Annotated in this window: 8 protein-coding genes; 2 read left to right on the top strand and 6 right to left on the bottom strand. The window is 44.2% G+C overall.

The annotated features are described in order from the left end of the window. Positions 1–138: 138 nt before the first annotated feature. The 4 genes from VRU48_RS07825 to VRU48_RS07810 form a co-directional block, all read right to left on the bottom strand. On the bottom strand, positions 139–1,923 hold the full coding sequence (locus VRU48_RS07825) for an aromatic amino acid hydroxylase (RefSeq protein ID WP_330107364.1): 1,785 nt from the start codon (positions 1,921–1,923) through the stop codon (positions 139–141). A gap of 254 nt (positions 1,924–2,177) precedes the next feature. Continuing rightward, on the bottom strand, positions 2,178–2,654 hold the full coding sequence (locus VRU48_RS07820; protein ID WP_330107363.1) for a GtrA family protein: 477 nt from the start codon (positions 2,652–2,654) through the stop codon (positions 2,178–2,180). Between the two features lies 1 nt (position 2,655). Then, complete coding sequence (locus tag VRU48_RS07815; RefSeq protein WP_330107362.1) at positions 2,656–4,584, bottom strand: LTA synthase family protein; 1,929 nt, start codon at positions 4,582–4,584, stop codon at positions 2,656–2,658. A gap of 63 nt (positions 4,585–4,647) precedes the next feature. Further along, positions 4,648–5,730 (bottom strand): calcium:cation antiporter, encoded by a 1,083-nt coding sequence (locus VRU48_RS07810; RefSeq protein WP_330107361.1) that lies wholly within the window; start codon positions 5,728–5,730, stop codon positions 4,648–4,650. A 164-nt stretch (positions 5,731–5,894) separates the two neighbouring features. On the opposite strand from VRU48_RS07810, the gene VRU48_RS07805 reads away from it, so the two are divergent. Further along, entirely contained in the window at positions 5,895–7,091 is a 1,197-nt protein-coding gene (locus tag VRU48_RS07805; protein WP_330107360.1) for a C40 family peptidase, read from the top strand. A 2-nt stretch (positions 7,092–7,093) separates the two neighbouring features. After that, positions 7,094–7,435 carry an arsenate reductase (glutaredoxin) gene (arsC, locus tag VRU48_RS07800; RefSeq protein ID WP_330107359.1) on the top strand — a complete coding sequence of 114 codons (342 nt, stop codon included), beginning with the start codon at positions 7,094–7,096 and terminating at the stop codon, positions 7,433–7,435. Between the two features lie 190 nt (positions 7,436–7,625). Here the strand turns inward: arsC and VRU48_RS07795 are convergent, their stop codons facing one another. Both VRU48_RS07795 and VRU48_RS07790 read right to left on the bottom strand, forming a co-directional pair. Beyond that, the gene (locus tag VRU48_RS07795; RefSeq protein ID WP_330107358.1) at positions 7,626–8,513 is read right to left on the bottom strand and encodes a DUF6252 domain-containing protein; all 888 of its coding nucleotides are present in this window, start codon (positions 8,511–8,513) and stop codon (positions 7,626–7,628) included. Positions 8,514–8,632: 119 nt separating this feature from the next. Continuing rightward, positions 8,633–12,091 carry a T9SS type B sorting domain-containing protein gene (locus tag VRU48_RS07790; protein ID WP_330107357.1) on the bottom strand — a complete coding sequence of 1,153 codons (3,459 nt, stop codon included), beginning with the start codon at positions 12,089–12,091 and terminating at the stop codon, positions 8,633–8,635. Between the last annotated feature and the right edge of the window lie 115 nt (positions 12,092–12,206).

The raw sequence follows: 12,206 nt of genomic DNA, 5'->3' as shown, positions 1-12,206 counted from the left end.
AATGTTTTTAGCGCTAATTGTTCAATTGCTAAAGGGGTTAACTGTTTTAAAGTTAGCTACACTTGCGAAGTTTTTAAAACTTCGCAAGTGTTATTCAAAGTACTTCGCAAGTGTTATTCAACAAGTGTGTTATTTAAATTAGTCTTCTTTGGTGATTAATTGGGTAACCGGATTGGCAATGACGTGCATGCCATCGTTAATCAGCTTGCTCAATTCGGTTTCTGTAGCCGCTTTCATTTCGAGGTAAATGCGCAGTTCCTTTTCCATCTGGGCATCCAGTTGTTTATGGTAAACGATTTCCAAAATTTCCAATGCGCAAAGCCAATCGCTTCTGTGCTTGGTTTTGAGCTCCTCGAAAATTTCAGGCAATTGGACATAGCCGATTTGCTTTTCCCTCACCTCGCGCACTTTTCGGTATAAATTATGCAACTGTTGAGTGCTTTCGTCGTATTGGGTTTTGTGCGTTTGTTCCTTGCTTACAAAAGTAATTTCTTCGTAAGCGTCTTTATCGGCCGCGCCATTAAACACAGAAACTATTTTTTCGCCAATGGCCATGTCGTAGGTGCCCCATTCTGGCCTAAACAGTACATTGCCATTGCTTTCTGTTACCGTACAATCTGCAAAAGCAATCAATATGGTTTTATCGCCCATGCGGACGATGTTTTTAACCTGGCCTTTTACGTTAATGCCGCTTTCGAAGGTGAGTTCGGCAGTTTGGTTTTCGGCAATGCCTAACGTTGCCAATTCTTCAAGGCTAAGGTCTTCGAAAGCTTTGCTGCTTCCTTTTAAACGGCCAACCGGCGAAGAAAATCCGTCTTTATGGTAATCTTTGCCATGTCCATCCAGTTGCTTGCCGTTAAAGGCGAGTGCCGAAGGACCAGTGGTTTTAACAAAGGTCAGCTCATCGGCTTGGTCGAGCCCCAAATCTGTAAAAATGCCTGTAATCTGTAGTCCAGAGCTGTAAACTGCGGTACTCGGGTTTTTGCATTCGATGGCTTTCAGGATGCTTTCCGAACCTCCTCGCCTAAAGGCCATGGTATCGGCAAAGGCCTCCAGCACATCGATCAGGTTTTGGAAAGTAGGCGTTACGAACAGCTGTGGCTGCGGTTTGGTAATATCGTATTGGTAATTTATGGTATCTAGATTGTACCAGAGCTTGGCCACATCGGGTTTCATGCACGAAGCGCTTTCGCCGATAGAAGAGAGCAGGCCTGCGCCATAAATTTTAGGATCTTCTAAAGTGCCGATCAATCCGTATTCTACCGTCCACCAGTGTAAACGGCCCAATAAAGCCATTTCCGACGGTTCGCCCATGTTGTCGGCAATATGCCTCAGGTTCTTTTCGGCTTGGGCAATTTCTTCTTCGTCGGCATCTACGGCTTCTTTTAAAATAGAAAGCTTGCGTATGGCTTCGTAAAGCTCGAAATCCTTGCTCGAAAACATGGCTTTGGCGCCAATCGAACCAAAATAGCTGAGGTAATTGTTGTAATCGGTATCGGCTATAATGGGGGCGTGACCGGCGCTTTCGTGGATAATGTCTGGTGCGGGTGTGTATTCGATGTGGTTGATCTGGCGGATATCGGCAGCGATAACCAAAACACGGTAAGCCTGGTACTCCATAAAGGCAGCAGGCGGAATAAAACCATCTACGGTTACCGCGCCCCAGCCAATTTTGCCCAGGTTGTCGTTCATGGTTTGCAGGTTCGGGATGTATTCGATGCTCAACCCGGCGCGCTGCAGGCCTTTGATGTAAGGATAATAAGCCACATGTTTGAGATAGCTATAGTTTTGGCGCATTACATAACGCCAAACCGCTTGGTCTATCGGCGTGTATTTTTCGTAATGTTGCTCAACAATAAATTGTCGGAGGTGCTTCGGCAGTTTAGCTACTTGCGGATTGTTAAAATCATTAAAATCGCTCATTTTTCATGTGGATTGTGGGAATTAGGCTAAAATAGCGGGTTCAGGCTAGTAATCCAAAAAAAGAATGCGCTTTTACGGTAAGATGATGGGCTTGGGAGGCGATAGGCGTATAGCGTAGAGAGTACGGCGTATAGCGAAATGCGTATGGCGTTGGGGAGCTTGATGGTGGAAGGAGGGAAGGGTCATTTTATCATTCACTCATCCAATCACTCCTTCATTCTATCACTCTCTCATTCAATCATTCTTTTATTCTCTCATTTCTTTTTAACCCTGAACGAAAAATATTTCTGCAAGAAATAGCTGAATACGGCGAGTACAATAGTAATAAGGGCTTTGGCAATGGTTGGGTAAAATTGAAAACCCTCTACCAAAATCTTCATCAGGGCATAATTGAGCAGAATATTGGTGCTAACTACTGTGGCATACCTAAAAAGCTGGATACGGCCTTTCAGGGTCGATTGGGTAAAAACCAGGTACTTGTTCAGTGCAAAACCCACAATAAAAGTACATACCGATTCGATGGCCAGCGCCGCAATGTGCGCCGTAATGAGGTAGCTGCCCACTTGTACGTCTTGCTGATGCAAAATGTAATTATAGATCACAAAGTAGCCCACAATACCCGTAGCTGCCGTAATGCCTCCCGATGCCATATACCTAAACGTGTGCAGGCTGAACCAGTTTTTAAAAGGAGGATAAAAGAAATCGATGATCATCAAGGCTCTTTTTCTCATCTTATTTGGCAGTTAATTGGTCTTTGATCATTCTGTTGTCGTATTGCTGGATAAAAGCTTTGAGGTATTTTTCCATGTTTTGCTGTATCTCGGGGCGTTGGTCTACCAAATTGGTTTTGTTGAGGCGGTCGTTTTTTAAATCGTAGAGGGCCAACGCTTTTTTGCCGTTGTGCATCATCAGGTAGTCGCCCAGGTAAAAGCTAAAGGTGCCGTCGTTGTTGTTGACCACAAAATTGTTTTTTTGCGGACTAAAGGCATCAAAGCCGAAAGCGAAATACGGTTTGTCGTAGTTGAGGTAATTGAGCACGGTAGGCATAATGTCTATCTGCTGGATCATTTTGTCGGTACGGCCCTTTAAGTCGCCACCCGGATAATAGAATAAAATCGGGATGGAGAAATCGCCGGCAACCGTTTTGTATTCGGGCAGGTAGGAAACCGTGGCGTGATCGGCGCAAAGCACAAAGAGCGTATTCTTGAACCAAGGCATCTTGGACGCGGTAGCGAAGAACTTGCCAATGGCCATATCGGTATAGCCCATTGGCTCTTGCACAGGCAAGGGGCCTTTCGGAAATTTGCCTGCGTATTTTTCGGGCACCTTAAAGGGGTGGTGCGAAGAAACAGAGAAAAAAGCCGTAAAGAAAGGCTGCTTAAAAGTATTAATGGTTTTGGCCATGTATTGCATAAAAGGTTCATCCCATATGCCCCAAATGCCGTCAAAATCGGCGTCGTTGTTGTATTCGTTCTTGCCGAAGTATTTTTTGATTCCCGCCAGGTTGGTATAGGCCGAAAAACCCATCGAACCATTGGGCGCGCCATGGAAAAAAGCCGTTTCGTAGCCTTCGTTGCCCAGCAATTTGGCTATACTGGTTGTTTTGTTGCTCGAGTAAGTAGAAAGCACAAAAGGTTCGCGTATTGAGGGAATGCCCGAAATGATGGATGGCAGGGCATCGATAGACTTGCGGCCGTTGGCATAGGTGCGGGTAGAGGTAAAGCTCTGCTCGGCCAGACTGTCGATAAATGGCGTATAGCCCTTGTATTGGCCGTTGAGCAGGTCTTTGTTCAAGGCGCCCACATGTTCTTTGCCCAAGCTTTCGATGATGAGGAAAACCACGTTCAGCTTTTTAAACGGCGCTTTGTGATCGGGTTTGTGAATGGGATTGTAAAGGCTGTCTAAAGTTTGTTCGCTGTAATAATAAACCGGCTTCAGGTTAGTCGACTGAAGGGTTTTCATGATGGTAAACGGCGTGTTGAGCACCAGGCTCATGTCGTTTGGCGATTTTACAAAATCGCCGGCATTGCTCAAGGTAATGGGCCTTGTGCTATGGCGCCAGCCGCCTCGCATGCCAATTACGCAGAGCCCCAAAATCAAGACAAAGGCCAAGGTTTGGGCTAGGTAAACCTGCCAGGTGAATTTTGGGGCCTGTTGCACCTTGATCCATTGGTAAAGTTTAACAAAGCCGTAAATCAAAGCAATGAACAGGAGGAGCAGGTACCAATAATCGATCAAGAAATCGAAGGTCAGCTTGAGTTTGTTCTGCTCGTTGCTAAACTGCGAAAATACGCTCGTGGTTGTTCTTTTTAGGGTGTATTTGTAATACGCAAAATCTATGAAGTTGGCCAATATGCCGATACTGTTGCTAACTACGAACAGCCATTGGCAAAAACGCTGATAGCCGTTGCGGTAACGAAAGGGAAAAGGAATGGCCTGCAATACAATGTATAGCGAGTTGAGATAGAGCAAAGCGGCGATATCGAATTTAAGTCCGCCCAGAAATACATAAGCCAGCTCGCCAAAGTCTAGATGGTTAAACAACGACCGGTTGGCGAGGTAAAAGCCCAGCCGGCAAAGCGAATAAATGACCATTAGCAACAGCAAACGGTAAATTAAGGCCAGGTATATGGAAGTGGGGCGAATATTTGTACGGCTCATTCAATTAAAAAGCCGGCAATTTAGCTAATCGGAATGGTTAAAAAAAATAGTGGCTAATCCAAATTAAGGTGCAATAGTGGTAAATAGGTAAGTGGCAAAAATAACCAATAGCACTACGCCCTGTAGCATATTGGTTTTGCCGGTAGCTAATGATAGCATAATGGTAAATAACGACAAGAGCAACAGTACGGTTGCTTTCATGTCTATACCCAGGGTTATGGTCATTCCGGTAAAGATGGCCACAATGGCAACTGCCGGTATGGTAAGTCCGATACTGGCCAAAGCCGAGCCCAGGGCCAGGTTTAAGCTGGTTTGCAACCTGTTTTTTCTGGCGGCCGCAAAGGCGGCCAAGCCTTCGGGTAAAAGTACCACCGCGGCAATAATTACACCCACCAACGATTTGGGTGCTCCAGCATTGATTACCGCTTTTTCAATATCGGGCGCCAGGGCTTTCGCCAATAAAACCACAATCCCCAAACAAACCAACAGCAAAAGTCCACTTAGCCAGGCCGTTTTTTTGGTAGGAGGAGCAGCATGTTCATCCTCGTTTCCGTCTGCCCCCGGTGGCAAAAAGAAATCGCGATGCCTCACCGTTTGTGTCAATACAAACGCACCATAAATAACAAGCGATATAATGGCCACAAAGCCCAGCTGGACTTGGCTATAAACGGGGCCCGGCGTGCTGGTGGTGTAATTGGGCAAGATCAGTGTCAGTACGGTAATGGCGATTAAGGCTACCAAGGCCACGCTCACACCGCTTAAACTAAATTCCTGTTCGCGGTACTTGGCGCCACCAACCAATAAACAAATGCCAATCATGCCCGTTAAGATAATCATCACGGCCGCCAAAACCGTATCTCTTGCCAGGGCTGTGGTTTCTGGGCCACCCGTCAGCATCAACGAAACAATCAGCGCAACTTCTATGGTGGTAATGGCCAGGGCCAGCAACAATGTTCCATAAGGCTCGCCAACCCGGTGCGCTACAACTTCGGCATGGTGAACCGCGGCCAAAACGCTGCCAATCAGCAAAGCGGTTAAGATGATAACATAAAAAATGCCCAGCCCATTAATCGGGCTGATATAGGCAATCCAGGCCAGAATTGGCAAAGCGATAGTCCAAAAAGGGAGCGGTAGTTTTTTTAACATGCGAATAATCTTCAGGTATGCAGTACGATAACTAATATAACATAATTTTTAAAGAAACTGTTTGCAAGGTCATCGCTAAAAACCAATTTGTAAGGATTAATTTACCTCATCATTCGGATTAAAGAATCAAGTTTGCGTAACTTAGTTGTTCAATTGATGAGCAGATGAAAAGCTTTTATACCATACTGTTTTTATGCGTGTGTTGGACTGTAGCCGGTGCCCAAACAGATACCAGCGCCTACAGAGCCAAGGCCATTGAAATACAAAAACAATACGCGCCTGATAAACGGGCCATCTATGTGAACCTGCAGCTAAAAGGCGATTCTGCCAAGTTGGAGAGCACTTCGAAAAAAGTATTGGACGAATTTGAGCGGGCAAGGCCACAGGCTTCATCGCTGAAGTTCAGTGCGGTACTCTTGCCCGCAAAAGAACTGAACGGTTTCGAATATGGGGTGGCTAATCTTTCGGTTTGCAACAACAGGGCCCATCCGCAAAATGCTGCAGAACTCATGACCCAAATGCTTTTGGGCACTCCTGTAAAGGTATTCAAGAAACAGGGAGGTTTTTATTTGGTGCAAACACCCGATGGCTATTTGTCGTGGACCGATGGGGGTGCCATAGGCCTGATGGACAAAGCCCGCTTCGAAGCCTGGCAAAAGGCGAGCAAAATTGTTTTTGTGGCCGATTATGGCCATAGCTATAGCGAAGCCAATGTGAGTTCGAAAAGAGTGTCGGATTTGGTCAGTGGCAACATTTTGCAGTTGTTGGGGCAGGAGAAAGATTTTTACAAGGTTGGCTATCCCGATGGCCGCATCGCTTACCTGCCACAGGCCCAGGCCAAATTATACAATCAGTGGGTTAAACGCCCAAATCCTAATGCCGATGCCATTTTGGCAACTGCACAAACTTTGTTGGGCGTACCTTATTTATGGGGCGGAACCTCTATCAAAGGAGTAGATTGCAGCGGCTTTACCAAAACGGCTTATTTCCTCAACGGGATTGTTATTCCGAGAGATGCCTCGCAACAGGCCTTGGTTGGCGATGCGGTTGATGTGCTCGAAAACGATAACATCAGCGTAGCCAAATGCCTCAATAACCTACAGCCCGGCGACTTGCTGTTTTTCTCGGCTGCCAAGCGTAGGGGAGTTAATGGTGGCAGGGTTACCCACACGGCTATTTACATGGGCAATGGGCAGTTTATCCAGTCGGCAGGCATGGTTAAAATCAATAGCCTGGTACCCACCGCAACCGACTACGATGCGCAGAGCAGTACTTTGGTGGGCGCGCGTCGCTTGCTTAACGAAATCGGGAAACCCGAAATTACCAGAATAGACCAACACGATTGGTACGGCAAAAACTAAAGATGATTACCATTTACCATAACAACAGTTGCAGCAAGAGCAATGCCGCTCTAAAGGCCCTGACCCAATGTGGAGAGCCTTTCGAAATCATCGAATATTTGAAAGATACGCCGAGTTTGGAAGAGCTACGGGAAATTATAGCAAAGCTTGGCTGCAAGCCACACGATCTTATCCGTGTCAACGAAGCTGTTTACCTAGAAAAGTATAAAGGCCAAAACCTAAGCGACGAAGAGTGGCTGCAAGCTATGCACGATAACCCAATACTGATTCAAAGGCCAATTATTGTTAATCAAGACAAAGCCGTAATTGCCCGTTCAGAAGATTCGATCAAAGCGGCGCTCTAAAGCTATTTGGCCTCTAAGAGGTGTTGTATCCTCACACTAACATCAAAAGGATAAGGTTAAAGCTTATTTCATCGTCTATATTGCTTGGCAAGGTCCATTTGCCCATATTGCTCGCCATATTGTAATCAATTACAGGTGGCGTAGCCTCATGTCTTAAACTGGAAACTGTCAATTGCCAACTGAAAACTGTTTACTGTTGCAACTTGACCTCAAATTTACCTTCCGTAAGCGTTACTTTGGTGCCGAGTGTACTATCCTCATTTGGCGCTACGCATTCGAAAGTTCCTTTAATTACGCCATTAATATAGCTGTTTACCACTACTTTTCCGCTTGCAGATAGGAAAGAGCCTGTTTGGCTTTGGTCTTGGTTGTAGCCAACCTGGGCCAAGTCATTCAGGGTATAGGTACCAGGCCCGGTATAATCAAAAATAGCTATCGAGATGGCTTTTGTTCCATTTGCACCAGCAATGCTGATGGTTTTGCCAAGTGGTGTTTGAACCATACCGCCTAGTCCTACAAAAGAAACCAAGGTGCCGTCAACTTTTGTGCTTAGGCTTTTGTCGTTATCGCCTGGTGTTGGGCCATTTGGTGTTTCTAACGATACCTCAAATGAGCCTTCGGTTATGTTTTTTGTGTCGGTTCCATCGATGTTGAAGCCGCTAAATTCAAAAGTGCCTTTGACTGTTTTGGCGTTAACACTGGTAATCTTGACATGGCCTTTCTCGGCTATAAAGTTGCCCGAAAGAGGATTTTTGAAATCATTGATATAAGATGCCGTGTTTGGCGAGCCTAAAGGATAATCTCCTACGCCGGTATAGTCTTGCAATACAATGGTAAAGCCATCTGTAGCACCTTTGAAAGCCGAAATCTGGATAGTGGGATTAGGGGTATTATAGCGTTGTACTGTAGTGACGTTGCATTCTACCCAAACCCCGTTTACTTTTGCCTTAAAAAAGCCAGAAGTTGATTTTTTGCCGCCAGGCCCAGAACCTTCGGGAAAATCGATAGGTTTTTGGCAGGCGCTTAGTCCAAAGGTTAATAGGCTTAGGAGTAAGATGATAGAGCGGAAATTTTTCATGTAGTTTTTCAAATGATAACGCGAAAATAAACAAAAAAGCCAATTTGTTATCTTTTCTTCTTTTTTGAATGGAAAAGCACATTAGCTATAAAAAATCTTTCATCTGGATCGTTGGCTAATTATAAAATGAGCAGACTTCCCGAAAGCTGACGGCAATTCTCTGACAACGAAATAACGTAATAATAAACACCAGGTGGCAATTTGCTGCCATTGTATTTCCCGTCAAACTTTAGCGCCGATCCGGTGTATTCAAATACCTTAGCCCCTAGTCTGTTGAATATTTTTACTTGGGCCCAGGGGTATTTGTCGAGCCCTGCAATTGACCACAAATCATTTACGCCATCGCCATTTGGCGAAAAAGAACTGGGGATTTTTAGTTCTGCACCGTTTAATTCTATATTGATTATTCCTTTCGCGCTTTCGCAATTCCCTAAAAATTGGGTAACGTAAAATGATGAATTGGTAGCAACGTCGATTTGAAATACGCCGTTTTTTTGTTCTGCGATCGGCTGTGTAGATTGTAAAGAGGAATACAGTCTATAAGTTCCATCTTTTACTACATTTTTTACAGCTATATTAACTTTAGTGGGTGCACAAATGCTAATAGGATCTACAATGGGTGTTTCTAAAGACGACGATTGGTTTTGGATAACAACCTGCAATGTTTTTACCTCGCAGTTCAACGCATCGGTGACCGAAAGTGTATAGCTGCCAGCCGACAAATTTGAGAGGTTTGGCGTGGTTCCGATTTGTTGCTGATCCTGGTTTTTCCAACTGTACTGATAAGGGGCTTGCCCACCTGTAACTATAATATTGTTGATAGCGCCTATGCCTTGTCCACAAAGGTCTGAAGCGATATTTATGGCCCCCTCGTTAATAGCTAGTGGAGCTATTCTATTGATTGTGCTAGATTTATACAGAACTTCGCAGCCATTTTCGTCTTTTAAATAGAGTTTATATAGGCCTGTTGCCAAATTGTTTATCGTTGCAGTGGTGCCAACCGTTTGATTGGTCTCATTTACCCATTTCATGGATGCTGGTACTATTCCTGTACCTAAGTTTATTGATAATGAGCCATTGTTTAGGTTACAGCTGGCATTAACTACAGTAATATTATAATCAGGAAATACCCGAGGTTGCGATTCGGTAATTATATAATACTTGCTTTCCTTTGTACAGCCTAACCCATTTGAAGCAACTAGCTTGTATTCGCCAGGCTTGATGTTTTCTAATTCCCGGCTGAACGAAACTTGGTTGCCTGCTTTATCGAACCATGTATAGCTTGTTGCCCCCGAAACCAGAATTCCTTTTACATAGCCTGTAGCCGAGCTGCAAGCGGAGGCCTTAAAAACTGCCTGCGATTCGTTCAAAACGATAGCTCCATCTTCAGAAATATCATAAGGTCCTAATATTAATGGAGGGCATGCGCTTTCATCCTTTATTTCAAGCCGATAAGAACCTGCTCCGATGTTTTCCAAATCTAAGCTCGTTGCAACAATGGCGTTTGTACGATCTGTCCATTTATAAGTTAGATTGCCTGTGCCACTGGCCAAAATTCCTTTAATGCTTCCAATATTTGCGGCGCAGGTAGTATTGGAGAGTGCCATGTTGCTCAGATCGGCATTAGGGCCAGAAACATTGTTTATAACATAAGGACCAAAGTCTTTCTCGCAATCAGTAAGGCCAACAAGATGTAGGGTATAGCTTCCTGCTGGTACATTTTTCAGTTCTCTGTCTTTGCCTACTATCCTGCCATTGGCATCTAACCAGCTAAAATCTTTGTAATAATTAGGGAACAGGTTCAAAATAGATCCCAAATTGCCACAGGAAGGGTGTACAATGTTTGGAGTGGCAGTAAAAGCCAAAGCAGGTCTTTGGTCTTCAACTACAACCCATTCCGAATAAACAATACACCCAAACTGGAGGGCTTTAATCCTGTATTTTCCTGCAGGGATGTTGACCAGGTTTAGAGATGTGCCTACTACCTGGCCAGCTTCGTTTACCCATTCTATGCTTTTTGCATTTACGGTAAATGCGCCTTCTATCTTTCCATTCGGGTTGTCACAGGTCTGATGTGTTATTTTAAATGTTTTGCCAGCAGCATTGATCATGTAAATTCTTGGATCTGAAAACTCCGATGTCATCTGGTTGATGGTTGCAGAGGCGAGTATAGAATAACCGATTTCTATGGTGCCGGTATACTTCCAATTTCCTGACGGGTCTGCGATAACGGTGGCAAAATATCTTTTAGGTTGACAGTTTGTGCATTCTGGGTCTGAATAAAACAATTCAATTCTAGCTCCTGGCTTTGACCGGCCACTAACGGTACTAGGGGTTACATCGTCTAAAAAGACCTCCAAAGCTTTGTCAAATGGGCCCGTATTGGCATAAAGAAAAGGAATACTAGGGTTGCACAGAAACGAATTGTGGGAAAGTTCTATGGTATTGGAACTTTGAGACCACACCGCGCCTGGGTATAGCTTTAGAAAAGGAAGATCGTCATTTGCATTAGTGAAAATATTGCCTTCTTGGGTCGCTATCCCTCCAACCATTACACGTCCATTGATGGAGTTTAGGTTTAGCAATTGTGCTTGAACGGGTAACTTTTTGGTAAGGTCTCTAGAAGTGCCAAAGAAATTCCTTGAAATTAGGATGTCGGCATTGTCAAATCCTGACAATGTTAATGCAGAGCCGAAAACATTATCCGTTATTGCTAATTTGCTGCTTGCCGGATGGTTCATGTTTTGGGCAAGACCAAATGTTGTATAAATGCTGTTTTTTGCCACGGTAACATTCGGACGCTCTTCATTTTTGTTGGCTGTGAAAATATTGTTCTTTACTGTAATGTTAGTGTTTTGCATTAAGGCTTCCAAGTAGCCGGCCGGATAGAGTTCGAATAGTCCGTAGATCAAGTTTCCTTCCATAGGAGTTTCTCCTCCAATCTTTACTTCTGTGCTTCGGTATATATGGCTTGAAGTGCCCAAAACAGTTGCTATGTTCACCCCATCTTCCAGTATGCCAAAAAAATTGTTGGTTAAGGTTAAACTCTGTATGGAGCCTTTATCGGTAGGATGATCAAAATTGGTGGTTATGCCTGCGGCATTGTAAAATACGTTTCCCTTGCCAACTGCGCCGATGATTGCTTTTTTTGTGTTTCTAGTAAAATATATGCCTCTTGGGCCGGTTATACTACCTATAAAAGTGGTGAAGAAGTTCTTGATAACCATTCCATACATTTCAAAAATATTGACCTCTGAAACCTTTAAAACCGACTGGTCACTAAAAAACTGATAGGCGAAATTGCTTCCATCCAATATAATTTTTGCGCCATTTATGGAAGCATCGATGCCGGGTTGCGTAGAACCATCAATGACAAGGTCTGTCGTAATGGAAGGCAGGTCTGTTAAAAGTTTAATCGTGTGTTCGGCAAGGGTATTGCCAGGAATGTTGAAGTAGATGTAATCGATTTCGCTATTTCCGTTGGCGGCCGCCTTTGTTAATGCCTCTCTAAAAGAATTTGGTCCACTATCGTTGTTATTTAGAACCGTAAAGATTTCAGCATGGGACGTGCTTCCCATTAAAACCACAAGCAGAATAAGTAGAACTATTTTTTTTGGCATTCAAATAAGTCGGAAATAAAACATCCAAGAGGATTTAGCTCTTGGATGAATATACAATGTTAACCTGAAATTA

It is taken from the genome of Pedobacter albus (assembly GCF_036324255.1).
GTDB lineage: Bacteria > Bacteroidota > Bacteroidia > Sphingobacteriales > Sphingobacteriaceae > Pedobacter > Pedobacter albus.
The sequence above is the reverse complement of the archived record's forward strand: the minus strand, read 5'-3'. Positions and strand labels throughout refer to the sequence as shown.

Coding starts and splice junctions, on each gene's coding strand:
- VRU48_RS07820 (WP_330107363.1), bottom strand. CDS start 2,654: ATGAGAAAAAGAGCCTTGATGATCATCGATTTCTTTTATCCTCCTTTT.
- VRU48_RS07815 (WP_330107362.1), bottom strand. CDS start 4,584: ATGAGCCGTACAAATATTCGCCCCACTTCCATATACCTGGCCTTAATT.
- VRU48_RS07825 (WP_330107364.1), bottom strand. CDS start 1,923: ATGAGCGATTTTAATGATTTTAACAATCCGCAAGTAGCTAAACTGCCG.
- VRU48_RS07805 (WP_330107360.1), top strand. CDS start 5,895: ATGAAAAGCTTTTATACCATACTGTTTTTATGCGTGTGTTGGACTGTA.
- VRU48_RS07810 (WP_330107361.1), bottom strand. CDS start 5,730: ATGTTAAAAAAACTACCGCTCCCTTTTTGGACTATCGCTTTGCCAATT.
- arsC (WP_330107359.1), top strand. CDS start 7,094: ATGATTACCATTTACCATAACAACAGTTGCAGCAAGAGCAATGCCGCT.
- VRU48_RS07790 (WP_330107357.1), bottom strand. CDS start 12,091: ATGGGAAGCACGTCCCATGCTGAAATCTTTACGGTTCTAAATAACAAC.
- VRU48_RS07795 (WP_330107358.1), bottom strand. CDS start 8,513: ATGAAAAATTTCCGCTCTATCATCTTACTCCTAAGCCTATTAACCTTT.